Annotated in this window: 21 protein-coding genes and 1 riboswitch; of the genes, 15 read left to right on the top strand and 6 right to left on the bottom strand. The window is 38.2% G+C overall.

Translation table 11 applies throughout. The features are described 5' to 3' along the window. Positions 1-53 precede the first annotated feature (53 nt). A riboswitch (SAM riboswitch) is annotated at positions 54-158 on the top strand. 93 nt (positions 159-251) lie between these two features. From DEU40_RS11415 to DEU40_RS11360, 12 genes are all read left to right on the top strand, one after another. Beyond that, entirely contained in the window at positions 252-2,684 is a 2,433-nt protein-coding gene (locus DEU40_RS11415) for a TonB-dependent receptor plug domain-containing protein (protein ID WP_110009969.1), read from the top strand. A gap of 7 nt (positions 2,685-2,691) precedes the next feature. Next, on the top strand, positions 2,692-3,990 hold the full coding sequence (locus tag DEU40_RS11410; protein ID WP_110009945.1) for an APC family permease: 1,299 nt from the start codon (positions 2,692-2,694) through the stop codon (positions 3,988-3,990). 147 nt (positions 3,991-4,137) lie between these two features. Next, the gene (prfA, locus tag DEU40_RS11405) at positions 4,138-5,223 is read left to right on the top strand and encodes a peptide chain release factor 1 (RefSeq protein ID WP_062676053.1); all 1,086 of its coding nucleotides are present in this window, start codon (positions 4,138-4,140) and stop codon (positions 5,221-5,223) included. A 72-nt stretch (positions 5,224-5,295) separates the two neighbouring features. After that, positions 5,296-5,973, top strand: coding sequence for a hypothetical protein (locus tag DEU40_RS11400; protein WP_110009944.1), 678 nt, complete (start codon positions 5,296-5,298; stop codon positions 5,971-5,973). A gap of 86 nt (positions 5,974-6,059) precedes the next feature. Beyond that, positions 6,060-8,162 carry a prolyl oligopeptidase family serine peptidase gene (locus DEU40_RS11395; RefSeq protein WP_110009943.1) on the top strand — a complete coding sequence of 701 codons (2,103 nt, stop codon included), beginning with the start codon at positions 6,060-6,062 and terminating at the stop codon, positions 8,160-8,162. A gap of 137 nt (positions 8,163-8,299) precedes the next feature. Next, on the top strand, positions 8,300-11,335 hold the full coding sequence (locus tag DEU40_RS11390; protein WP_110009942.1) for a reprolysin-like metallopeptidase: 3,036 nt from the start codon (positions 8,300-8,302) through the stop codon (positions 11,333-11,335). Between the two features lie 138 nt (positions 11,336-11,473). After that, the gene (gene scpA, locus DEU40_RS11385) at positions 11,474-13,591 is read left to right on the top strand and encodes a methylmalonyl-CoA mutase (protein WP_110009941.1); all 2,118 of its coding nucleotides are present in this window, start codon (positions 11,474-11,476) and stop codon (positions 13,589-13,591) included. A gap of 57 nt (positions 13,592-13,648) precedes the next feature. Then, complete coding sequence (locus DEU40_RS11380) at positions 13,649-14,149, top strand: hypothetical protein (RefSeq protein WP_110009940.1); 501 nt, start codon at positions 13,649-13,651, stop codon at positions 14,147-14,149. A 448-nt stretch (positions 14,150-14,597) separates the two neighbouring features. Beyond that, complete coding sequence (locus tag DEU40_RS11375; protein WP_110009939.1) at positions 14,598-15,335, top strand: hypothetical protein; 738 nt, start codon at positions 14,598-14,600, stop codon at positions 15,333-15,335. 27 nt (positions 15,336-15,362) lie between these two features. Next, complete coding sequence (locus DEU40_RS11370; RefSeq protein ID WP_110009938.1) at positions 15,363-16,754, top strand: RtcB family protein; 1,392 nt, start codon at positions 15,363-15,365, stop codon at positions 16,752-16,754. Positions 16,755-16,821: 67 nt separating this feature from the next. Beyond that, entirely contained in the window at positions 16,822-17,490 is a 669-nt protein-coding gene (prfH, locus tag DEU40_RS11365; RefSeq protein WP_110009937.1) for a peptide chain release factor H, read from the top strand. Between the two features lie 16 nt (positions 17,491-17,506). Beyond that, a complete protein-coding gene (locus tag DEU40_RS11360; RefSeq protein ID WP_110009936.1) occupies positions 17,507-18,013 on the top strand; it encodes a tetratricopeptide repeat protein in 507 nt (168 codons plus the stop codon). Between the two features lie 181 nt (positions 18,014-18,194). On the opposite strand, the gene DEU40_RS11355 is transcribed toward DEU40_RS11360, so the two are convergent. Together DEU40_RS11355 and DEU40_RS11350 are read right to left on the bottom strand one after the other, a co-directional pair. Further along, positions 18,195-18,482 (bottom strand): c-type cytochrome, encoded by a 288-nt coding sequence (locus DEU40_RS11355; protein WP_034692685.1) that lies wholly within the window; start codon positions 18,480-18,482, stop codon positions 18,195-18,197. A 116-nt stretch (positions 18,483-18,598) separates the two neighbouring features. Continuing rightward, positions 18,599-18,796 carry a hypothetical protein gene (locus DEU40_RS11350; RefSeq protein ID WP_228406502.1) on the bottom strand — a complete coding sequence of 66 codons (198 nt, stop codon included), beginning with the start codon at positions 18,794-18,796 and terminating at the stop codon, positions 18,599-18,601. A 197-nt stretch (positions 18,797-18,993) separates the two neighbouring features. On the opposite strand from DEU40_RS11350, the gene meaB reads away from it, so the two are divergent. Further along, positions 18,994-19,986 carry a methylmalonyl Co-A mutase-associated GTPase MeaB gene (gene meaB / locus DEU40_RS11345; RefSeq protein WP_110009935.1) on the top strand — a complete coding sequence of 331 codons (993 nt, stop codon included), beginning with the start codon at positions 18,994-18,996 and terminating at the stop codon, positions 19,984-19,986. Here meaB and DEU40_RS11340 read toward each other — a convergent pair. Next, entirely contained in the window at positions 19,983-20,531 is a 549-nt protein-coding gene (locus DEU40_RS11340) for a DUF4251 domain-containing protein (protein ID WP_110009934.1), read from the bottom strand. The genes meaB and DEU40_RS11340 overlap by 4 nt on opposite strands. 105 nt (positions 20,532-20,636) lie before the next feature. On the opposite strand from DEU40_RS11340, the gene DEU40_RS11335 reads away from it, so the two are divergent. Both DEU40_RS11335 and DEU40_RS11330 read left to right on the top strand, forming a co-directional pair. Beyond that, positions 20,637-21,443, top strand: coding sequence for a M48 family metallopeptidase (locus tag DEU40_RS11335; protein ID WP_110009933.1), 807 nt, complete (start codon positions 20,637-20,639; stop codon positions 21,441-21,443). Positions 21,444-21,528: 85 nt separating this feature from the next. Further along, positions 21,529-21,840: a hypothetical protein gene (locus DEU40_RS11330; RefSeq protein WP_110009932.1), complete on the top strand. Its 312-nt coding sequence runs from the start codon at positions 21,529-21,531 to the stop codon at positions 21,838-21,840. Between the two features lie 36 nt (positions 21,841-21,876). On the opposite strand, the gene DEU40_RS11325 is transcribed toward DEU40_RS11330, so the two are convergent. Genes DEU40_RS11325 through DEU40_RS11315 form a run of 3 tightly spaced genes read right to left on the bottom strand, consistent with a single transcriptional unit; the run spans position 21,877 to position 24,039 of the window. Beyond that, a complete protein-coding gene (locus DEU40_RS11325; protein ID WP_110009931.1) occupies positions 21,877-22,488 on the bottom strand; it encodes an outer membrane beta-barrel protein in 612 nt (203 codons plus the stop codon). Then, positions 22,472-23,287 carry an ABC transporter ATP-binding protein gene (locus tag DEU40_RS11320; RefSeq protein WP_002983922.1) on the bottom strand — a complete coding sequence of 272 codons (816 nt, stop codon included), beginning with the start codon at positions 23,285-23,287 and terminating at the stop codon, positions 22,472-22,474. The genes DEU40_RS11325 and DEU40_RS11320 overlap by 17 nt, the downstream gene beginning before the upstream one ends. Continuing rightward, positions 23,287-24,039, bottom strand: a complete 753-nt coding sequence (locus tag DEU40_RS11315) for an MlaE family ABC transporter permease (protein ID WP_110009930.1) — start codon at positions 24,037-24,039, stop codon at positions 23,287-23,289. Before DEU40_RS11315 ends, DEU40_RS11320 begins: the two co-directional genes overlap by 1 nt. Positions 24,040-24,115: the final 76 nt, after the last annotated feature.

The raw sequence follows: 24,115 nt of genomic DNA, 5'->3' as shown, positions 1-24,115 counted from the left end.
CAGCAGATTTGCCTTTTTTTGTAAGTTCAGAAAAATAGTCTACTTTTGCAGTAGATTTATCAAGAAAGGTGGAGGGATTTGGCCCGGTGAAACCTTAGCAACCTGCACAATTCCAGCGTGTAAAGGTGCTAATTCCAACCCTTTGGGAGAGATAATTGAAGTCAATACTCTATATGAATTCCATTTCTTGAAGTCTTGTGTATCTGCGGAAAGATCCGTCAGATTGGTAGTATTAATTGGCAAGAACAAAAATGAAAAAATTAAGCACAGCTGTACTATTGCTTGGAGCAATTCTGGTAGCTGCTCAGGAAAGTGAGGAAAAAGGAAAACAGATCGAAGATATTATCATCGTCGGAAACCGTAATGTCAAAAGAACAAAGCTGGAGACACCGGTTCCTGTAGATGTAATTAATATTGACAAAATCCAGAGAAGTTCTCCCCAAATGACTGCTCAGGACCTCCTTAGTTATGTGATTCCATCGTTTAATGCAGTGAGACAGTCTGCTTCTGATGGCACAGAGCATATTGATCCCGTAACGTTAAGAGGAATGGGCCCTGATCAGGTTCTCGTATTGCTTAACGGAAAAAGAAGACATACAACTTCATTGGTCAATTATCAGAATACCGTAGGAAATGGTTCTGTAGGAACAGATTTGAGTACCATTCCTGTAATTGCTATTGACAGAATAGAAGTGTTACGAGACGGAGCTGCTGCACAATATGGATCTGATGCTATTGCCGGAGTGATCAACATTATTCTTAAGAAAAATGCCGGAGCTTCAGCAAGTCTTACTTACGGATTAAGTGGAAGAAATGATGGAGATACTTACCAGGCAGGAGTTAACTATGGTGCTTCATTAGGAAAAAAAGACGGTTATATCAATCTTTCCCTGCAATTAAGCCACAGAGGAAAAACCACAAGAACTCAAAATCACGATCTGGATATTTTCGGAGATAATTTTGCGTATGAATTTGCAGGTGACGCTGAAGCGGTAAAAGCAGCCAGAGCTGCGGATGATGCCGAAATTGAAAAAAGAGGGTTGACCCGTGATGATTTTAATTTTCAGATCGGAGATGCCCAGATCAGACAGGGACAGTTGTTTTTCAATTCAGAATACCCTTTTAATGATCATTTTAAACTCTATTCTTTCGGAGGTTTCAGTATTAAAGAAGGAGAAGGTTTTGGTTTCAGAAGACTGCCAAGCGAAAAGTCTAATGTGGTTTCATCCATTTATCCGAATGGTTTTCAGGCGGTTCTTGGGTCTCAGGTATATGATGTTTCCTATGCTGTAGGTGCAAAATATAATGTTAACAACTGGCTATTTGACCTAAGTAATACGTTCGGGAGCAATACCTTCAATTATAAGGTAAGCAATACCAATAATGCTTCTCTGGGAGCAAAATCACCCACAAGTTTTTATGCAGGCGCCCATAGTTTTCTGCAGAATACCATTAATCTTGATGTTTCCAAAAATATAAACCGTTTCAATATTGCTTTCGGTGGTGAGTTCAGGTTTGAACAATACCAGATCAAAGCTGGTGATGAAGCTTCTTATACCCAATATGACATCAATGGAAATGTGGCCACTGAAGGATCAACAGTGCTTGGTGCAGGCGGATCTCAGTCCTTTATCGGATTTTCTCCCAACAATGCCTTGAAGAAAGACAGACATTCCACCGCAGTATATGCAGATGTTTCCTATGATTTGGATAAAAAACTGAATATTGATGCCGCTGCCAGGTTTGAAAATTATTCAGATTTCGGAAATACCTTGAATGGAAAACTCGCTGTACGGTATGAGTTTGTAAAAAACTATGCAGTAAGAGCCGCTGTTGGGACAGGATTCAGAGCACCATCATTGCAACAGCAGTATTTTAATAATTCCTATGCGGATATTTCTACTTCCGGTTCAAAGATTGTTACCAAAGGAATATTCAGCAACGATAGTGAAGCTGCCAGAATTCTTGGATTTGATAAACTCAAACAGGAAACTTCTGTCAATGCAAGTGCTGGATTTACTCTGAAGCCATTTAATAAGTTGACTATTTCCATAGATGGATACTGGATCAAAGTAAAGGACAGAATTGTGATTACCAGCAATATTACAGACCCAAGATTAGATCAGTTTAAGGTAGAAAGCGGAAGATTCTTCGCCAATGCTATTGATACAGAAACGAAAGGAGTAGATGTAGTGGTTTCCTATGACTGGATTCTTGGGAATGGAAAATTAAATATGAATCTTGCCGGAAACTATACGGAAACAAAAATCACAGATTTTCATTTTCCTGAAAATTTAGGAACGCCTCAGGATCAGTTTTTTGGTCCCGATCAGATCAATATCATTGAAACACTGTCTCCAAAAACAAAAGCTTCATTAGGATTAAATTATGGAATCGGAAAATTCAGTTTTCTCGTAAGAAATACCTATTTTGGTAAGGTAATAAGAGATGGTTATCCGTTTGGAGACGTGCAGGAATTCTCACCAAAAGTAGTGACAGACATCAGCGTAGGGTATGATATCACCAAAAGTATCAATTTTACCGTAGGAGCCAACAATATATTTGATGTCTTTCCGTACCGCCAGATTTATAAAAATTCATATTATGGAGTATTCAAATATGCGCCTGTACAGATGGGAACGCTGGGGAATTATTTCTTCGGAAGGCTTAATTTTAATTTTTAATCATTAAATGAGTACTGCCTCACATCAGATTGGCTGGAAAACAGCCGCAGCCATTGTCGTTTCCAATATGATCGGAACAGGGATTTTTACCACCCTGGGATTTCAGTTATCCGATATTACCAATACCTACAGTATTTTCCTGCTATGGAGCATCGGAGGGGTTCTCGCTTTGTTCGGGGCATTTTGCTACGCAGAATTGGGCTCCCATTTTAAAGGAAACGGAGGCGATTTTATTTATCTTAAAGAAACCTATCATCCGATTTTCGGATATCTCATAAGCTGGATTTCGCTCATCATAGGATTTTCCTCTCCCGTAGCGCTGGCAGCATTGGCTATGTCGAAATATCTTTCTGTATTTGAGTATTCTTTTGGAAACGGATTTGCCATAGCCGCGATATTCCTGGTAGCAATTGCATTATCATTCAGCCTGAAAACATCCAGCAGGTTTCACAATTTTTTTACATTCATTAAGATCGCTTTTATTATTGTACTGGTTATTCTTGGAGTAGGAATTTCAAATTCACCCCAGATCGGCAACAGCCTTAATTTCAGTGACAGCTGGCAGAATGAGATCATGCTTCCTGCCTTTGCTACCTCTCTGGTATTTGTTACCTATTCCTACACAGGCTGGAATTCAGCTTCCTATATTGCCGGAGAAATAAAGGATGTGCAGAAAAACCTTCCGAAATCATTGATTATAGGAACTGTTTTTGTGACGGTAAGTTATATTCTGGTGAATTATATTATGCTGAAACATGCTCCTGCAAATCAGCTGGCAGGAAAAGAAGATGTGATGGGCGAAGCAGCAGTCAATATGTTGGGTCCGGCTTTTGGAAAAATTGTTAATATTTTTATAGCTCTGCAGCTGATTGCAACCATAAGCGGATACTTGTGGGTTGGCTCAAGACTGACACAGGCTTTTGCAAAACATACCCACATCTGGAAACCATTATCAGCTGGAAATGCAAAAGGAATTCCGGTAAGAGCTATTTTTGCCCATGCTGTGATTGCTGCTATTATTATTTTAACGGGTAGCTTTAAAGAAATTTTTGTCTATACAGCTTTTATACTGCAGCTTTTTGCAAGTCTTGCAATCTCGACGGTTTTCTTCCTGAAGAAAAAAGACAGGAAGATCTTTAAGTCGAATGCTTTCCATATTTTTCCGGCTGTTTTTCTGCTGTTCAGTATCTATATTCTCTATTTTACATTCATTCATAACCCTAAAGAAAGCCTCATAGGATTAGGAATTATTGCAGTAGGAATTGTTTTATATATAATAGACAGAAGACTTTCTAAAAGATCTTAGAGCCTGATTTCAATATCATAAACATTTTTACAATTCAGCTTTTTTACCTTTTTGACTCTTTATCCCTAATGCTCAAAAATTTATGATGATGAGGAATTTTAATTTTGAATTAATAATCCTTATCTTTGCACCCACAAAATTTCTACAATGTCTAAATCATTAATTCCAAAATTAGAAGCTATAAAACAAAGATATAATGAGGTTGCAGACCTTATTATACAGCCTGATGTCATTTCAGACCAAAAAAGATATTCTTCTTTGAACAAAGAATATAGTGATTTGGGAAAAATTGTAAGAGTTTATGATCAGTACAAAGGCGCTTTGGACAGTATCGCAGAATCTGAAGAAATCATTGCAGATGGTTCAGACAGAGATCTGGTAGATCTGGCTAAAGAAGAAAAACTGGAAGCTCAGGCTAAACTTCCCGGATTGGAAGAAGAGCTGAAAGTATTGCTGATTCCTAAAGATCCTGCAGATGACAAAAACGTTATCGTGGAACTACGTGCCGGAACCGGAGGTGATGAAGCCGCTATTTTCGTGGAAGATATCTACAGAATGTATACCATGTATTTCAAAACAAAAGGATGGAGACATGAAGTGACAGATTCTAACGAAGCAGCGAAAGGATACAAGGAATTGATCATGAAAGTGGAAGGAGAAGGTGTTTACGGAATCATGAAGTTTGAATCCGGAGTTCACCGTGTACAGCGTGTACCTGAGACAGAATCTCAGGGAAGAGTACACACTTCTGCCATTACAGTGGCAGTTCTTCCGGAAGCTGAAGAAGTAGATTTTGAACTGAATCCTGCAGATATTGAAATGCAGACTTCCCGTTCAGGAGGTGCCGGAGGTCAGAATGTAAACAAGGTTGAAACGAAAGTTCAGCTTACCCACAAGCCTTCAGGACTTGTTGTCGTATGTCAGCAGGCTCGTTCTCAGCTGGCTAACCGTGAGCTGGCGATGGAAATGCTGAGAACAAAATTATACGATATCGAATTACAGAAAGTACAGGGAGATATCGCAGCACAGCGTAAATCCATGGTTTCTACCGGTGACCGTTCTGCAAAAATTAAAACGTACAATTATCCGCAAGGTAGAGTTACAGACCATAGAATCAACAAGTCTATGTACAACCTTGATGCTTACATGAATGGCGATATTTCTGAAATGATTGATGCCGTAATCATGGCAGAAAATGCAGAAAAGATGAAAGGGGAAGAAGAAAATTACTAAAAAATCGAAATAATTAAAATACAGCCTCTGATTTTTCAGAGGCTTTTTTACATACTAAATACAATTTAAACTATGAAAAACTACAAAATTATTTTCCTGCTGTTGCTTTCCGTGATGGGACAGCAGCTGATGGCTCAGACAGAAGTGAAGAAACCCAAAGAAGCCTTTGAACTCTTTTTCGGAACTTTTGTGAATAATGATGAAACAGCTTTGAACAAACTTAACGATTATCTAAGACCTACTGTAGAAGGTCAGAATGCGTATCAGGTTGATTTTAAGGAAACTTCAAAAGAAATGATAAATGGCAGCGTAGAGAGCTTTCTGGCTGCTTTCCCTAAGGCCACGGCTTCAGCATGCAAAAAAGAGGCGGAAGAGTATTTTATCGCAATGTTTGGGAATTTTAAAAAAGGAAAACTGACTGTTAAAAATGTAAAAGTGGTCCCGAATGAATATGTTAAAGACGAAAAAATTGCAGAAATAAGTTATTCCGTAAGCTTTCTGGTTCCCTCGAAATTAACTTCCGGACCAAAAGGCGATCTGAGTAAAATAAAAGCAGAAGAACTGAAAAAATATCTGGTTCAGGCAGCTCAGGATTTCAAAAATGCTGATAAAACGGTAACAGCTGATCAAAGTTTTAATCTTTACGAAATGAAAGTAGGAGACAAAATATATTACTGGAACGGAAGCCCGGATGAGATTGTTTCCAACCTTACCGATTTTTATTTTGAAAGCTTCGGAGCCAATGAATAACCGATTATAAAATATAGAAAGTCCCAATACAATGGGGCTTTTTTTATTTCACATACTTTACGTATTTTTGAGACAAACCGATCAGTATGAATTTTAAGCCTATATTGTTAACAGCTGGAGTTTTGTTTTCAGCATCTTTTTATTCTCAGAAAATGAATTACCCTAAAGCGTTAAAAGGAAACCAGACAGATACCTATTTTGGAACTGCCGTTTCTGATCCCTTCAGAGATCTGGAAAATGATTCTGAACCTACAAAAAAATGGGTGGATGAAGAAGTTGCTTACAGCCAGAATTACCTTTCTAAAATTCCGTTCAGGGATAAAATTAAAAATCAGTTGAAGGAAATCTGGAACTATGAAAAAATTTCTGCACCTTTCAAAGAAGGAGATTATACCTATTATTATAAAAATGACGGTCTGCAGGCTCAGTCTGTTTTGTATAGAACAAACAACAAGACTAATGCTACAGAAGTCTTTTTAGATCCTAATAAATTTTCAGAAAAGGGAACAACTTCTCTTTCCAACCTGTCGTTCAATAAAAAAGGAAACCTTGCTGCCTACTCTATTTCTGAAGGAGGAAGCGATTGGAACAAGATCATCATCATTGATGCAGTAACCAAAAAACAAATTGATGAAACTTTACTGGATGTGAAATTCAGTGGAATTTCATGGCAGGGAGACGAAGGCTTCTATTATTCAAGCTACGACAAACCGAAAGAAGGAACTGTTCTTTCAGGGATGACGGATAAACATAAAGTATACTTTCACAAGCTGGGAACAAAGCAGTCTGAAGATAAACTGATTTTCGGAGGAGAGAAAACGCCAAGAAGATATTTAAGTGCAGGAGTTTCTGAAGACCAGAGATACCTTATCATTTCTGCAGCGAATGCTACCAATGGTAATGAACTGTACATAAAAGACCTTCAAAAAGGCGGAGATTTTGTGCAGATTATGAACGGATTTGATATCAATGCCAGCATTGTCGACACACAGGGTGATGATCTTTTCATTTTTACAGATAAAGATGCACCGAATATGCGTCTTGTAAAAACAACCATCAGTAACCCGGCTCCGGCAACATGGAAAGATGTCATTCCACAAACAGAAAATGTTTTGGGAATTTCTTCAGGGGGAGGATATTTCTTTGCAACCTACATGATTGATGCGATAGACCAGGTAAAACAGTTTGATAAAACCGGAAAATTGGTGAGAGAAATTACTCTTCCGGGTAAAGGAAATATCTCAGGGTTCGGAGGAAAAGAAAAAGAGAAAGATGTTTACTTCTCTTTCAGCAATTATATTACACCGGGAACTACTTATAAATTCAATGTAGACTCAGGCAAATCTGAAATCTATCAAAAACCTAAAGTGAAGTTTAATCCGGATGACTATGTTTCGGAACAGGTATTCTATACTTCAAAAGACGGTACAAAAGTTCCTATGATGATCAATTACAAGAAAGGAACTAAACTTAACGGTAAAAACCCTACTATTCTGTATTCTTACGGAGGTTTCAACATCAGCCTGCAGCCATCATTCTCTGTAGTCAATGCCATCTGGATGGAAAATGGCGGTATTTACGCTGTTCCAAATATCCGTGGAGGAGGTGAGTATGGTAAAAAGTGGCACGATGCCGGGACTAAGCAGCAGAAGAAAAATGTTTTTGAAGACTTTATCGCTGCCGGAGAATATCTTCAAAGTAAAGGGTATACTTCAAAAGAATACATGGCGCTGTCAGGAAGGTCAAACGGAGGATTACTGGTAGGAGCGACAATGACAATGAGGCCTGATCTAGCCAGAGTAGCCTTCCCTGGAGTTGGAGTTCTGGATATGCTGAGGTATAATAAATTTACAGCCGGAGCAGGATGGTCTTATGATTACGGTACTGCAGAAGACAGCAAAGAAATGTTTGAATACCTTAAATCTTACTCACCTGTACACAATGTAAAAGCAGGAACTTGTTATCCTTCCACAATGATTATCACCAGTGATCACGATGACAGGGTTGTTCCGGCACACTCTTTCAAATTTGGTGCAGAGCTTCAGGAAAAACAGGCATGTAAAAACCCTATTCTCTTAAGAATTGAAAAGAATGCAGGACACGGCGCCGGAAGATCTACAGATCAGGTGATCAGTGAAAATGCAGATCTTATATCATTTGCATTGTTTGAGATGGGAATAAAGAAATAACTCTAAAAAAGTAAAATATTTAAAAAAACAGCCAATTTTATTTAAAATTGGCTGTTTTTTTTATGCTGTTATGTTTATAATTCTTATTTTTAAGGCGGATATTTAAAGTTTATTAATTCTAAACTAATTAGGTAATTATGAAAAAAAGAATTTTACTGGTTTGTGCATTGGCTGCTGGGCTATCCAGCCTTAATGCGCAGAGGTGGGAACCTGCCTCACAAAGAACATCAGAGATCAGAAAAGAAGTAGAAGTTCAGTATGCTTACAGATTTGATTTACAGTCTCTTAGAAATATTTTAAAAGATGCTGTAGAAACAGGTAAAGGAGCTCAGGCTGTAATCGTATCTCTGCCTACAGCAGAAGGAAAAATTGAAAAATTTGCTGTTTATAGTGATCCTGTGATGGAAAAATCCATGGCAGACAGATATCAGCTGGGATCTTATGTAGGAGTAGGGGTTGATGATCCTGGCAAATATGTAAGATTCAGTACTGCACCTACCGAAATGCAGTCGATGATTATCAAAGACGGGAAATTTCAGTTTATAGAGCCTATTACTGTTGATAAGCAGGTGTATGGTGTTTTCTATAAAACAAAAAGAACAGAGGCAGATCATGGTTTTGAATGTACTACCGAAGAGAAAAATTTCAAAGATATTAAATCATTAGAAGCCTTCGGAAAAAAAAACCTTTCTAATGTAGGAATTACAAACAGACCGGCAAGTACGAAATTCAGAACTTACAGATTGGCTCTCTCTACTACGGGAGAATATACAAAGAAATTTGATCCGACTGGAGGAGTAACCAATACCGTTACTCAGATGAATGCTACTATAACCCGTGTAAATGGCGTTTTTCAAAAAGATTTTGCAATTAAACTGATTATTCAGGATCTTCCTAACATTATATATACAGACCCTGCAACAGACCCTTATACTGGAAACTTAAACTTACAGCTTCAGCAAACCTTAACAGCTCAAGTAGGGAATGCGAATTATGATATGGGGCATGTATTCAATGCTGCCGGTGGTAACGGAAATGCCGGATCTATCGGATCTACATGTGTTGATCCTGCTACAGCTACTTCATTAGCAAAAGGATCTGCGTTTACACAGAATACCAATCCAACAGGAGATCTTTTTGATATTGATTATGTTGCGCATGAAATGGGACACCAGCTTGGAGGAAACCATACCTTTTCACATGCTACGGAAGGCTCTGGTGTAAATGTTGAGCCGGGTGGAGGAACAACAATTATGGGATATGCCGGAATTACTCAGGACAATGTACAGGCTAATTCGGATGCTTATTTCCATTATTCTTCAATTAATCAGATTCTTAATAGCTTAGACGCCAAGACCACTTGTGGGACATCTGAAAATATTACAAATAATACTGCACCTACTATTGCAGCCCTTACAGCATACACTATTCCAAAGGGCACTCCTTATTACCTGGATGCATCTGCTACCGATGCTGAAGGTGATGCAATAAAATATACCTGGGAGCAATATGACAGTGTCAATAATCTTGCTTCTATTTCCGGAGACAGTGGTTGGGGATACAATGCACAAGGCTCTATTGCAAGATCTTTCTTCGGAACAGCAAGCGGAAGAAGATATTTCCCGAGTTTACCACTTGTAATGGCTGGAAAACTTACTAATAAAGCAACCTGGGAAACCGTTTCTTACATACCTAGAATACTTCACTATGCGGTAACTGCTAGGGATGAAAATGCTTTGAGACCAATGCTTGTATCTTCAGAAACAACCCTTACTGTAGGAAATGACGGACCATTTAAATTTAATGGAATTACTTCTTCGACAACCCTATACAATAATGCATCAAATACAATTACCTGGGATGTTGCCAATACCAATGCCGCACCATATAACGCAAGTAATGTAAAGATTGAGTATACTACAGACCTTGTTAATGGATCTGCATGGACAGAATTAGTGGCCTCCACTCCAAATACAGGATCCTATACAGTACAGATGCCTGCAAATCTTACAGGAGCAATCAAATTAAAAATTTCAGCTATAGGAAACGTATTCTACGCAGTATCTCCACAGGTAACTGTAGGTACAGCCCCTACATCTACTACAGTAGCTCCTACAGGAGTGTCTGCTTTAGCATCTGAAATCTTAAAAACTACAGCAAGATTATCTTGGAATAACGTGCCGGGAGCTACTTATTCTATTAACTATAGAAAAGTAGGAGAAACAAACTGGCAGAATACAACAAGCTCTGTAAACTCTGTTTTATTAAGTAGTTTAGAAGATGAAACTAATTATGAAGCTCAGGTTGCAGCTGTTGTGAATAGTGTTCCGGGAACATTCTCAGCAAACTATGCATTTAAAACAAAAGGTTTAACTACAGGAGCAGATTATTGTCTGATGAGTACAGGGGGAAATAACCTGAATGCGCCATATTACAGCGGTCTTATTCAGCTTAACTTATCTAATCTTGCTTATTTCTCCGGTAATTTAGCCACTGCAGCAAAAACTTATCTTGATTTCAGTGATGATCCAACGAAAATAATTAATTTAACAAAAGGAACCCAGTATACAGCTTCATTTAGAAATTTAGGGCATGATTTGGGTACATACAGTGACTTCCTTGAAATCTGGATCGATTATAATAGAAATGGAATTTTTGAATCTACTGAAAAAGTAGGATCTCATTCAGCTGTCCCTGTATACAATGCAGCAAACCAGCTTAGCTTCCATGATGGAACAATTACATTTACTGTACCCGCAACTGCATATGCAGGCGATAAAACATTGAGAATGAGAGTTGCAAGTACATTCTTTAATGCAGCCACAGGACCATGTGGTGTTTCATCAGTTCCGGTACAGGGAGGAGGAGTTATTTCTACTGGAGGCTTCAGAGACTTTACTGTAAAAATTGCAGAAACCCTTGCTGTAAATGAAACAAAAGATGTAAAATCAACTGAGATTTCAATCTATCCGAACCCTGCAGATACTTTTGTAGAAGTGAAAAATCTGAAAGGAAAAGCAGATTATAAAATCTATACTGCTGACGGAAGATTAGCTCAGGAAGGTCAGATTTACGGACAAAGAATTAATGTTGCTTCATTAATCAAAGGGATGTATGTGATCACGATAAAAGATGACAAAAATACTTACAATACGAAGCTTATTAAAAAATAAGCAGAGCATATATTACTAAGAATGGCCGGGCATTTGTCCGGCCATTTTCTTTTATTAAAATCAAGAAAAACAGAATGTTAACAGAAGTTTCATGTTTCGTTCAAAAAAATTAACTTTACGGGGACAAAAATAATTGGAATGCGAAAGACAATTTCTGTGAAAAACCCGGATTTTAGTGTATTACCTCAGGAAAGAGAGATTTACAATTTTGAAAAAGACGGCCTTGAACTCAAATCATCCTATGAAAAAAAAGATGTAAAAGATGAATCATTAACGCAGACTTCTCCAGGAATTGCTCCCTATCTGAGAGGGCCGTATTCCACGATGTACGTTCAAAAGCCATGGACGATCCGTCAGTATGCCGGATTTTCCACAGCCGAAGAATCCAATGCTTTTTACAGAAGAAACCTTGCAGCCGGTCAGAAAGGGCTTTCCGTAGCATTTGACCTGGCCACGCACAGAGGATATGATTCTGACCATTCAAGGGTGGTGGGAGACGTAGGAAAAGCAGGTGTTGCCATCGACTCTGTGGAAGATATGAAGATTCTTTTCAATGAGATTCCACTGGATCAGATTTCAGTATCCATGACCATGAACGGAGCGGTACTTCCAATTTTGTCTTTCTACATCGTAGCGGCAGAAGAGCAGGGCGTAAAACAGGAGCTGCTTTCAGGAACCATTCAGAATGATATTTTGAAAGAATTCATGGTGAGAAATACCTATATCTATCCGCCGGCACCTTCCATGAAGATCATCGCAGATATTTTTGAATATACCTCGCAAAACATTCCGAAATTCAACTCCATCTCCATCTCCGGATACCATATGCAGGAAGCTGGTGCTACACCCGTACTTGAAATGGCGTACACATTGGCAGACGGTCTTGAATACGTAAGAACAGGTATCAAAGCAGGAATGAATGTAGACGATTTTGCCCCGAGACTATCTTTCTTCTGGGCAATCGGAATGAATCATTTCATGGAAATTGCTAAAATGCGTGCTGCAAGATATATCTGGGCAACCCTTTTAAAACAGTTTAATCCTCAGAACCCGAAATCTCTGGCATTAAGAACCCACTCTCAGACTTCCGGCTGGTCTCTGACAGAGCAGGAACCCTTCAATAATATTACAAGAACAGCTATCGAAGCGTTGTCTTCAGCTTTAGGAGGAACACAGTCCCTTCACACCAATGCACTGGATGAAGCCATTGCACTTCCCACCGACTATTCAGCAAAAATTGCAAGAAATACACAGATCATTCTTCAGCAGGAAAGTGGAATATGTGATGTGGTAGATCCGATGGGAGGTAGTAACCTGGTGGAAAGCCTTACTCAGCAGATGATTGAAGAAGCGATGAGGTACATTGATGAGGTAGAACAGGAAGGAGGAATGACCAAAGCTATTGAAGCCGGAATTCCAAAAATGAGAATTGAAGAAGCTGCCGCTAAAAAACAGGCTAAGATTGATAGCGGAGAAGAATTCATTATCGGAGTGAATTCATTCAAATCCTCATTGAAACAGGAGCAGATAGAAATCTTAGATATTGATAATACAGAAGTTCGCAGAAAGCAGATCGAAAGACTGAATACCATCAAAGCAGAACGAAATACAGAAGCAGTGGAACAAATCCTTAATGACATCCGTGAAAGCGCAAAAACAGGAAAAGGAAACCTTCTAGCACTATGTATTGAAGCCGCAAGAAGAAGAGTTACCCTTGGCGAAATGAGTGATGCCATGGAAGAATCTTTTGGAAGATATAAAGCAAATATTAAAACAATCTCTGGTGTATACGCAATGAATGCTGGTAAAAATGAATATTTTGAAAAAGCCCTTGCCCTGACTCAGAAATTTGAAGAAGAAGAAGGACGACGCCCAAGGCTAATGGTAGCCAAAATGGGACAGGATGGCCACGACAGAGGTGCAAAAGTAGTGGCAACAGCATTTGCCGATATGGGATTTGATGTGGATGTGGCTCCCTTATTCCAGACCCCTGAAGAAGTCGCTAAACAGGCTGTAGAAAATGATATTCACATCTTGGGTGTTTCTTCACTGGCAGCAGGACATAAAATACTGGTTCCGCAGGTGGTGGAAGAATTATCCAAGCTGGGAGCAGATGATATCACTATCGTTGTAGGAGGAGTAATTCCTCAGCAGGACTATGAATTCCTGTATGCTAATGGTGCCGATTTTATTTTCGGGCCCGGAACCAACCTGCCGAAATGTGCCGTCGAAATTCTGGAAAAATTTCTAAATTAATTCTTTGTAGAGAATAACTTGCATGGCTTTTGTATAGTTTAATGAAAAAATTTCATTATGGCTTATACAGTAGTTTCAGTATTTCCGGTGACTGTAGATACAGAGGAAATTAAAAAAGGATTAAAAGAAAAAGGCTTTGACGAAGCAAACATCATTATTTCAAAGTCCAGAGTAGAAAGTGGTATGTCTGCTGATCAGTATCAGGAAGATAAACAGACACAAGATTTTTTCGACTATGTTTTTGCTCACGATGCAGAAATGTTGGACGCTTATCGCAAACACAGCATAGGCAGAAGCAATGTTATTGTTTATACCGATAATCTCGAACAGGCAAAATCTGCCAAAGAAGTATTAAATGAATATGGAGCTCTTGAAGTCTACCGAAAGCCTTCAGAAAAAAGAGACAGCATTCCGGAGGGTATGACCGAGGATGAATATAATGGTATCATTGCCAAAGCAAGACATAATCTTTACTTTCTCGGATCAGAAAGAGTCTATCATTCCAATCAGGTGAAAGGAATGGATGACGAAATGGATAGTCTGGGTTCAAAAGATTAATTTCACAATAAATAAAAGACTGGTTATTTTTTAACCAGTCTTTTTTATTAAAAAATATTTTGATTCTCAGAAAAATGTCTATATTTGCACCTGAAAATCAAGTTTAACCAATAAAAAACGACGAAGCAATGTTCAGAACTAAACAGAATTCTACAGTTGGATTGCCACTTATGGTGGTAAGGCTTCGCGGTTTGGTACATTCTTAGAATAACAGTACAATGAAATATCAAAACCCGAAGTCGTAGAGATTTCGGGTTTTTTATTGCGCAATATTTCAAACTTCAAGTTTCCCCGAAATCTTTTTTTAGTGTCATTAAAGGCAAAATAAGATGAGAAATATTCCTCTCAGAACTATTTCGTCTATTATTAATCCATTCAACTAGTATTTTAGTTGATTAAAAGCTGTGTGAGATAAAAATTACCATTTCACACAAGGCTTCTGTTCACAATGGAAAATGATAACCTTTTGCTTTCCCGCCTGAGAAGTGTGAGAAGCAGAAAAAGAGCAATTAGAAAAGATGTAGAAAAGCAGATAAGAAAAAAATATCGACGTAGTGAAGAACTTTGGGAAATCAGACGAAATACCCCATGGATTCTTTTGGATAAACCTTATCAAAGAGGATTTGTAAGATTCTTTGTGGTAAGAGAAGATGTCATGAGATCCAAAGACGGAGAATTCTTTGAAGGAATACTGAAGAAAATTAATACCTACATGTATTCGGAAAGCCGCCGGTTTTTAAAAAAGAAAAGAAAATTCGGGCGGAGAATATATGTAGAGAGAGTACAGAAACTCCAGCATATTTCTTCATATTCCTGGAATGACCCGAAGCTGGGACTTACAGCAAGAGAAAGACAGTATTTTTTGAAACAGGAAGAATACTGCCCGGCCCGGAAGTCTTATGTTCCTTACTACGAATTTATTGAACCATGGAGGTTTATACTGCGTACAAGACCTAATATGATCACCCATTATAAACCTGTAAACTTTGAATTGGAAAAAGAGTGTGCAGAACTGGACGATTATTTAGGGCAGCATAAAATTGTAGGAATTATCAACAAAACAATGTATGGTAAGTCATCTTCATGGAAAAGCAAAAGAGAAGATATTCCACTTATTAAAAGCAGGAAATATGCTACCTGCACAATGTCTGCAACAGAGATTGCAGAAAGCTTACAGGACTTATAAGTCCTACTGTTATTTAAAACAAAAACAATGGGAAATTTAAAACTAAAAGGAAAAGATATATTAAAACTGGGCTATCCAAATAATCAAAGCGTAAACGTAGTATTGGAAGTCATGAAAAGAAATTTTGCAACGAAGAATATTCACCACGTAAAATCTCTTTTAAAGGAAATCCTGCTGAATCCGGAAGAATTTGAAAAAGATCTCACCTTCGGACAGATTGCAGAAACCCTGCTTTCATCCAAAAAAACTGAAAAGCGGATGCTGAATTCACAGCGGGCTTCATTTCAGATTTTTGGTACTAACATTTCAGAGGAGGCAAAAAATCAGTTATACACTGCCTTGAAGCTGCCAATTTCAACTCAGGGAGCATTAATGCCTGATGCCCACAGTGGTTACGGACTGCCAATCGGGGGCGTTCTGGCGGTGGAAAATGCAGTAATTCCCTATGGAGTAGGAATGGATATTGGCTGCAGAATGAGCCTCAGTATTCTGGATACGCCCGTTTCATATCTTGAAGGAGCGAGAGATAAGTATGAAAAAGCGCTTGCTGAACATACAAAATTCGGAATGTATGAGACCCATAAATCTCACATTGATCACGAGATTTTCGACAGAGATACATTCGATATGATCCCGATCTTAAGAAGATTAAAGGGAAAAGCCATCAAACAGATGGGATCCTCAGGCGGCGGAAATCATTTTGTAGAATTCGGGGAAGTAGAAATCACCGAGGAAGACGAACAGATTGGCCTGCCTAAAGGAAAATATCTGGGAATACTTTCTCACAGCGGGTCAAGAGGTCTTGGAGCTGAAATAGCCCAGTATTACTCAAGAGTGGCAACAGAACAGTGTCCGTTACCAAAAGAAGCTCAAAACTTCGCCTGGCTGGACCTCAGTACCCACCTGGGGTTGGAATACTGGACGGCAATGAACCTTGCCGGAGATTATGCTTCAGCCTGCCACGATGATATTCACAGAAGGCTGGTCAAAGCGGTCGGTGGAAGAGTAAAAGCCAGAATTGAAAACCATCACAACTTCGCGTGGAAAGAAATCCATAACGGAAAAGAAGTGATTGTTCACCGGAAAGGCGCCACTCCTGCCAATGAGAATGAATTGGGAATGATTCCCGGATCCATGACGGCGAAAGGATTTATCGTTCGTGGAAAAGGTAACCCGGAATCCCTGAACTCTGCATCTCATGGAGCCGGAAGAGCGCACTCAAGAGGGGAATGCAGAAGCCTTTTCACCCAGCATGACATCAAAAAAGAACTGAAGATGAAAAATATCACACTGATGGGCGGAAATGCAGAGGAAGCACCAATGGCCTACAAGGACATCAATGAAGTGATGAATGCACAGAGTGATCTGGTAGACATCCTGGGAACATTCCAGCCACGAATTGTGAGAATGGATAAGTAATCAGCCTAATATTTTATAACCTTACAGGTTTCAAAACCTGTAAGGTTTAGTAAAATGTAACAAAAAAATGGAAAAATTAATACAGATCACTTCAGGAAGAGGTCCTTTGGAATGCCAGTGGGTGGTAGCCAAGGTTCTGAAGACCTTTCTTGAAGAGGCAAAACACAATACAATAGAATACGAAATCATTCATCGTGAAAACGGTGATGAAAATCTGACCTTAAAATCAGTGACTGTACTTTTAAAAGGAAAAGACGTAAACCTGTTTCTGAAAAGCTGGCTGGGAAGCATTTGCTGGATTGGAAAAAGTACCTTCAGGAAACTGCATAAAAGAAGCAACTGGTTTATCGGGATTTTTGAATTGGAAAATGTTAAAATGATTGATTTCAATGAAAAAGATATCAGATTTCAGACTGCGAGGAGTCAGGGAAGCGGAGGGCAAAATGTAAATAAAGTGAATACTGCTGTGCGTGCCACTCATATTCCCACAAAAGAAACTGTTTTTGTGCAAGATTCCCGCTCACAACTTGAAAATAAAAAGTTATCGGTTATCAGATTAAAAGAAAAGGTAATGGCGGTTTATATTCAACAGTTGGAAAGAAAGCTGAAAGAAACCTGGTCTATGCAGATACAGGTGGAACGTGGAAATTCGGTTCGTACATTTTCAGGAACAGATTTTAAAAAGAATTATGAAGACAGGACATTCAAAAAACAAAGGAATGCCTTGAAAAATTAACTTAAAAACTTCAACAATGACCTTAACTAAAAGCAAATATTATTTTGAAGCGTTAGACTACTTTCCATTCAATCTTTCTGAATGCATGGATGCACTGAACTTCGCGTTATCTTATGAACCTGAAGATGCAGACAGCCTTTGTCTGATGGGAAGAGTATATTCTGAAGAATTAAAGGATTATGAAACAGCAAAGAAGTACTTTAATGAAGCCATGCAAAGTAATATCGGGAATATCAATACTCCCAAATATTATATTGAATGTCTTTTGAATAATGAAGATTATGAAGAAGCAGAAAAACTAATTGACTTTGCTCTGAAATTAAAAGGTATTGACAAATCAGAAATTCTGAACTGCCAATCTTTTCTTCATGAAAGAAACTTTGAGTACAAACAGGCTGTGGCGACCCTTAAAGAAGCTAAGAAATTTGCTTACAGCCGGGCAGCACTTGAAGTACTTGAAGACAGAGAAAAAATGATTGAAGGAAAAGTAACCAGAGCAGGTGACATAAAGAAAGCGGAGTAATCTTTTTTTTGACTTATAATAAAAGCAGTATGACTGCTCAAAAGTCAAATCATTTGACTTCTGTCATTCTGACGAAGGAAGAATCTCATTGATAACCATAAGCGTGAGATTCTTCACTCCCTTATTGAGCTACGTTCGCAGACCTTCAGTCTGTGTTCAGAATGACAATTTTGAGGCAGTCTTATTTTTTATTCACGGAGATCAGATAATCATACACCATTTGATGTTGGTCATCAGTAAGCTTGGCCTTCGGAGCCATTCTGCTTAAAGTATTGATCCATCCCTGGTTGTCATGCTTGGTTGGCTCCGGAAGCTTATGGCATTTTGCACAGGAATTTTCAAAAATGGTTTTTCCTTGCGCCAGCTGCTCAGATGAGGTGTACTTTGGCCCGGTAACAGCCACACTTTTCGGTCCGCAGGATACCAGAAATGCTGATGCTGCGATACCTGTTAAAATGAATTTTTTCATATCTATTTTTGTTTGATGAATTACTTCTTTACAGAAACAATATAATCATAAACCCATTGGTGCTGCTCATCCGTTAATTTTGCTTTGGGAGCCATAGAATTCATGATTCCTACCCATTATACAGGTGTATGTGAAGCAGGATCCGGCAATTTATGACATCTTCCACAGGAATTTTCAAAAATAGTTTTCCCTTGGGCAATCTGTTCTGCAGTAGACGTTGAAGTTCCTGCAGCAGCAGTAGAGGTAGCAGCTTTCGGCGTACAGGAAACCAGTAGAATACCGGTAAACGAAGCCGCAGCGATGAGTTTTTTCATGTTTCTTTTTTTGAGATATAACAAATGTAATAAATTCCTTAAGCCTTTGATACAGGGTGTTCTAGTTTTAATTTAGAAGAAATAAAAATTGATTCATACGAGATAGGGAATTACAAATAAAGATAATTGATGTCTTTTAACTCATCATTATGAAGATGCTATTGACCATTCCCATTTTAATTATTAATTTTGAATCAATGAAATTTTCTACAGAAGAGTTAATAGAGGGAATACAATCAGGAAACAAACGCCTGATTGCAAAAGCTATTACATTGGTTGAAAGTAAAAAAGCAGAGCACAGGGTACAGGCAGAAGAACTTTTGAAGAAAATTATGCCTCATACCGGAAACTCTGTGAGAGTAGGAGTAACGGGCGTTCCCGGAGCCGGCAAATCTACTTTTATAGAAAACTTCGGACGCCTCGTAATTGCACAAGGCAAGAAAGTGGCTGTTCTCGCTATTGATCCTAGTTCGGCAATCAACAAAGGAAGTATTTTGGGAGATAAAACCAGAATGGAAGAACTGGCCAAAGAAGAAAATGCCTTTATACGCCCTTCCCCAAGCTCCGGGTTTCTCGGAGGAGTAGCCAATACCACTTTTGAAACCATGATGATCTGCGAGGCTGCAGGATACGATTATATTTTAATAGAAACCGTTGGAGTAGGACAGTCAGAAGTACTGGTTGCTGATATTACCGATGTTTTCTTATTCCTTAAAATCATTGGAGGCGGAGATGAACTTCAGGGCATAAAAAGAGGAATCATGGAAATGGTGGATGTTATTTTTATCAATAAAGTGGATCAGGATAACCTTCAGAAAGCGAAAAATACAAGGCTTGAACTGAAAAGAGCTCTGGACTTTATTCCTCCTAAAGAAAAAGGCTGGAAGATCCCTGTGCTATTAGGCTCTGCTCTTCATAACGAAGGGCTGCAGGATGTCTACGATAAAATATTTGAATTTATTGATCTCAAAAAGAAAAGCGGCCGTTTTGACGAAATCCGTGTTCAGCAGGCTGAAAAGCGATTCGAATATTGGGTCCAGGAATATATTTTATCCCTGATGAAAAAAAGCAATCCGGTAGAGGAAGCTTATCATATGCACAAAAAAAATGCTTCAGCTATGGTTTCCAATCCAAGTACTGAAGCAAAATTATTTGTTGAAAAATTTTTATCTGATCAAAAAAGGGATTAAAGCTTCTCTTTTTCCTGTTTTACTTCAGTTTTTGAAATATATCCGTCATAAGTAATGGGCTGCCTGTCGCTGCTTCTCATCGATACGAAAGCTTTTCCGTTTTTAAAAATTTCTATATTCACTTCATCTACATTTCTTGCATCTTTAGGCTTGAATTTTAAAGTCCAGGTTCCCTTTTTATTCTGAGTTTTAGTTACCGTAAAATCTTTTGAGGTAAATCTGTAGCTGTTATCACTTGTGCTTCCGTAAGTTGGATTGAAAAGCCTTCCAAAGTAAGGAAGTACCACATCGAGTGTATTTTTACTTACATCAATGGTATAATCTCCATTCAGATTAAGCATTCTCGTTGCAGTAGCATTGGGCATAGAGTTCATGACATTGATAACATCATAATTGGTAGGATTGGCTCGTTGTGCATAGAAGGTAAACTCCTGGGAATTTACTAAAGTATCCACTGTTTTCGAATCTAATGAACCTTGTGAAGCACAGCTCTGAAATAAGAACAGGAATCCAAAAATCATCAGTAAAGAAATATACTTTTTCATAATGAGATAATTATTAATTTTAAACAGCAAAATGTATGCAAATATTTTCTTTAAGAAATATTTTGGAATAAAAATTGTTAAGGTTGAATTATTAACACTCAAACTATGAAAGTTACACATCTATTAGGAATGGGAGCTATTGCTCTGTCGGCTGTTGCCTGTACTACAAATCCGATTACAGGAAGATCTTCTTTACAACTGGCCAACAATTCGGAAATTTTAACAATGTCTTCACAGGAATATAGAACGACATTGTCTAAAGGTAAAGTGATTACCGGTACGGCAGATGCAAAGAGAGTGGTAAATGTAGGAAACAGAATTAAAAATGCAGCAGAAAGATATTATCAGAGTATTGGAAGATCAGCGGATCTTGCCAACTATAGCTGGGAGTTTAATCTATTGCAGAGCAACGAGCTGAACGCATGGTGTATGCCTGGCGGTAAAGTAGCAGTTTATACCGGAATATTGCCGGTAACAAAAGACGATAACGGACTTGCCGTTGTAATGGGACATGAAGTATCCCACGCACTGGCAGGCCACGGAAACGAAAGAATTTCTCAGGCAATGGTAGCCCAGTACGGAGGCGCAATCCTGGGAGGAACCATCTCCAATGCACAATGGGCCAGTGTTTTCCAGAAGGTATATCCTATCGGGTCGCAAGTGGCTTTACTGAAATACGGAAGAGGGCAGGAATCTGAGGCGGATGAAATGGGACTATATCTGATGTCTATGGCCGGATATGACCCAAGAGCAGCCATTCCTTTCTGGAACAGAATGGAAGCAGCTTCTTCGGGAGCAAGACAGCCTGAATTCTTATCTACCCACCCAAGCCCGGAAACAAGAATTTCAGATATCAATAAAGATCTTCCGAAAGCTTTAGAATATTATAAGGCTGCGGGAGGAAAATTATAATGAGAATTTTAATCTTGAGTAAAGCCTTATTAAATTTTTAGTAAATTTGGTAAGGCTTTTTTTATAAACACCTAAACACAATATTATGAAGAGTTTATCAATTACCGGACTTATACTTTTAGCAGTTTCTGCATTACTTTTTTATCTGACAACCGATTTTGCCGTAGAACAAATTAAAATTTCCCACATTATGGGAATAATGGCAGGAATAGGTATAGGACTTATCATTGGAGGAATGGTAGGATATGTAAGTAAAGGAAGTGCTATCAAGGCCGAACAGAAGAGAAAGGAATTCAAACAGCTGCAGAAAGACAAAGAAGAGCTTGAAAAACAGGCCGCAGAAATTGCAAAACGCCAGGCTGAACTTGAAGCACAAAATAAAAACCCTCAAATTTAAATTTGAGGGTTTAAAGTTGTTATTTTCGATATTAAATTAGAATTTATATCCTAAACCTACCATAAACAGATTAGGCCTGTTATCATATCTGATTTCCGTACCGGAAACTCTGTTGATGAAATTTCTTTCGTCTTTACTGAAAGCACCTTCATATCTGGCATTTACAATAAGTTTTTTGATTTCAAGCTGTGCACCAAACTGGTATCCTACAGTAAAATCATTTTTAGCATTTTCTTTGAAATCGTTATAAGTATTGTCTTTATTTAAGTTAAAACTTCCTACAGGTCCTACAAAAACGCCCAGCATATTCCCTAAAAGGTTATATCCTAAAAGAACCGGAACATCAATACGGTTGCTTTTTACATCAAAAGTAGTGTTCTCTGTTGTAAACTCATTTTTGAAGTGAGTGTAATAGATTTCAGGCATCACAAACAATGAAGTAGGAAGACCTACTTTTAATGAAAGCCCAATGTTGAAACCTACATTATTTTTACCTGTTCCTTCAATTGCATCATTCACTGTTCCTTTAATGTTGGACCATGAAGGTGAGCCAGTCGGAAAAATTAAGTTGGCTTTACCTGCCAGTGAAATCTGTGCAGATGCCCACATTGAAAACCCTAATAACGCTATACTAAGTACCTTTTTCATTATCGTCTATTTTTGTATTTGTCGTTTCAATCGTTTTATTATTCTCAAGTAAATATTCTCTCAGCTCTTTAAACAGTTCTGAAGAATAAACGAAGTCAATCAGATTTTTATTGCCTGCAGTAATCAGAATGTCTTTGTTGCCTTCCCATTCTTTGATTCCAAGTCTTAGGTATACAATTTTCTCGCCAATCGTCATTACAGAGTTCATATCGTGGGTATTGACGATGGTTGTGGTGTTGTATTCTTTTGTGATCTCGTAAAGAAGATCATCTATTACTTTTGAAGTATAGGGATCAAGTCCGGAATTGGGCTCATCACAGAACAGATATTTTGGATTGTTTACAATTGCTCTTGCAATAGCAACCCTTTTCTGCATTCCTCCTGAAATTTCAGAAGGATATTTCTTTTCAGCTTTATCAAGGTGTACTCTTCCTATTACTTCAAAAACCCTTTTCTTTTTTTCTCTGTAGGTAAGATTGGTAAACATGTCAAGAGGAAACATAATGTTTTCTTCAACAGTTAAAGAGTCAAATAATGCGCTTCCCTGAAAGACGGTCCCGATTTCTGAACGGAGATGCTGTTTTTCATCTCTGGTCATCGTATTGATATCTTTTCCATCAAACAGAATTTCTCCTGATGAAGGCATATACACATTCAATAAACTTTTTAAAAACACAGTTTTTCCTGAACCACTCTGTCCAATAATCAGGTTTACCTTTCCTTTATCAAATGAAGTTGAAATTCCCTTCAATACTTCAACATCTCCAAAACTTTTCTTAAGATCTTTTACCTCAATCATCAGCTTAATATTAATTGGGTTAAAATTAATTCGGAAATGATAATGAATACCATTGTCCATACTACCGCCTGCGTACTGGCTCTACCTACTTCCAATGATCCTCCTTTCACATTATATCCGAAATAAGAAGGTACTGTGGCAATGATGAAGGCAAAAACAGTTGTTTTGATAAATGCATAATAGATAAACAGATTGGGCATATACATTTGGATTCCCACTATATAATCGTTCTCAGTCCAGTTTCCGGTCAGAATTCCGGCAATATATCCTCCGCCGATACCAAATACTATACTGATAGCAATAAGAAGAGGGTTAAAGAGAACACAGGCAACAATTTTAGGGAAAATCAGAAAATTCGGAGAGTTTACTCCCATGATATCCAATGCATCAATCTGTTCGGAAACCCTCATTGTTCCAATACTGGATGCAATATAAGACCCTACTTTACCCGCAAGAATCAGACTGATAATGGTTGGCGAAAATTCCAGAACCAATACAGCCTTTGTAGCGTATCCTACAAATGAAGTAGGAATAGGAAAAGAAGAAGCATCAAAGTTGTTGAACATCTGAATAGCAACTACAGCCCCCACGAAAATAGAAGTGAAGACTACGAGCCCGAAAGAATTTACTCCCAAATCATTAATTTCTCTCATGAACAGCTTCCAGAAAACCCTCATTTTCTGAGGTTTCTGCAGGGATTTTCCCAAGAGGATAATATATTCCCCTATTGCTGTGAAAAACTTTTTTAACATACTGCTAAATTAGACTTTTTTATTTAATTGGGCTACAGTCAAGAATAAGACCAAAGCTTGGTTTTGTGTTAAAATT

The sequence above is a fragment of the Chryseobacterium sp. AG844 genome (assembly GCF_003182335.1).
Taxonomy (GTDB): Bacteria; Bacteroidota; Bacteroidia; order Flavobacteriales; family Weeksellaceae; genus Chryseobacterium; species Chryseobacterium cupriresistens.
This window is presented reverse-complemented; position numbering and strand designations above follow the sequence as displayed.

Excerpts from the sequence above, each read along its gene's own strand:
- DEU40_RS11375 (WP_110009939.1), top strand. The coding sequence starts at position 14,598 with ATGGAAAATGATAACCTTTTGCTTTCCCGCCTGAGAAGTGTGAGAAGC.
- DEU40_RS11350 (WP_228406502.1), bottom strand. The coding sequence starts at position 18,796 with ATGAAAAAACTCATCGCTGCGGCTTCGTTTACCGGTATTCTACTGGTT.
- DEU40_RS11395 (WP_110009943.1), top strand. The coding sequence starts at position 6,060 with ATGAATTTTAAGCCTATATTGTTAACAGCTGGAGTTTTGTTTTCAGCA.
- DEU40_RS11370 (WP_110009938.1), top strand. The coding sequence starts at position 15,363 with ATGGGAAATTTAAAACTAAAAGGAAAAGATATATTAAAACTGGGCTAT.
- scpA (WP_110009941.1), top strand. The coding sequence starts at position 11,474 with ATGCGAAAGACAATTTCTGTGAAAAACCCGGATTTTAGTGTATTACCT.
- prfA (WP_062676053.1), top strand. The coding sequence starts at position 4,138 with ATGTCTAAATCATTAATTCCAAAATTAGAAGCTATAAAACAAAGATAT.
- DEU40_RS11380 (WP_110009940.1), top strand. The coding sequence starts at position 13,649 with ATGGCTTATACAGTAGTTTCAGTATTTCCGGTGACTGTAGATACAGAG.
- DEU40_RS11355 (WP_034692685.1), bottom strand. The coding sequence starts at position 18,482 with ATGAAAAAATTCATTTTAACAGGTATCGCAGCATCAGCATTTCTGGTA.
- DEU40_RS11415 (WP_110009969.1), top strand. The coding sequence starts at position 252 with ATGAAAAAATTAAGCACAGCTGTACTATTGCTTGGAGCAATTCTGGTA.
- DEU40_RS11340 (WP_110009934.1), bottom strand. The coding sequence starts at position 20,531 with ATGAAAAAGTATATTTCTTTACTGATGATTTTTGGATTCCTGTTCTTA.
- meaB (WP_110009935.1), top strand. The coding sequence starts at position 18,994 with ATGAAATTTTCTACAGAAGAGTTAATAGAGGGAATACAATCAGGAAAC.
- DEU40_RS11315 (WP_110009930.1), bottom strand. The coding sequence starts at position 24,039 with ATGTTAAAAAAGTTTTTCACAGCAATAGGGGAATATATTATCCTCTTG.
- DEU40_RS11325 (WP_110009931.1), bottom strand. The coding sequence starts at position 22,488 with ATGAAAAAGGTACTTAGTATAGCGTTATTAGGGTTTTCAATGTGGGCA.
- DEU40_RS11360 (WP_110009936.1), top strand. The coding sequence starts at position 17,507 with ATGACCTTAACTAAAAGCAAATATTATTTTGAAGCGTTAGACTACTTT.
- DEU40_RS11390 (WP_110009942.1), top strand. The coding sequence starts at position 8,300 with ATGAAAAAAAGAATTTTACTGGTTTGTGCATTGGCTGCTGGGCTATCC.
- prfH (WP_110009937.1), top strand. The coding sequence starts at position 16,822 with ATGGAAAAATTAATACAGATCACTTCAGGAAGAGGTCCTTTGGAATGC.
- DEU40_RS11320 (WP_002983922.1), bottom strand. The coding sequence starts at position 23,287 with ATGATTGAGGTAAAAGATCTTAAGAAAAGTTTTGGAGATGTTGAAGTA.
- DEU40_RS11410 (WP_110009945.1), top strand. The coding sequence starts at position 2,692 with ATGAGTACTGCCTCACATCAGATTGGCTGGAAAACAGCCGCAGCCATT.
- DEU40_RS11400 (WP_110009944.1), top strand. The coding sequence starts at position 5,296 with ATGAAAAACTACAAAATTATTTTCCTGCTGTTGCTTTCCGTGATGGGA.
- DEU40_RS11330 (WP_110009932.1), top strand. The coding sequence starts at position 21,529 with ATGAAGAGTTTATCAATTACCGGACTTATACTTTTAGCAGTTTCTGCA.
- DEU40_RS11335 (WP_110009933.1), top strand. The coding sequence starts at position 20,637 with ATGAAAGTTACACATCTATTAGGAATGGGAGCTATTGCTCTGTCGGCT.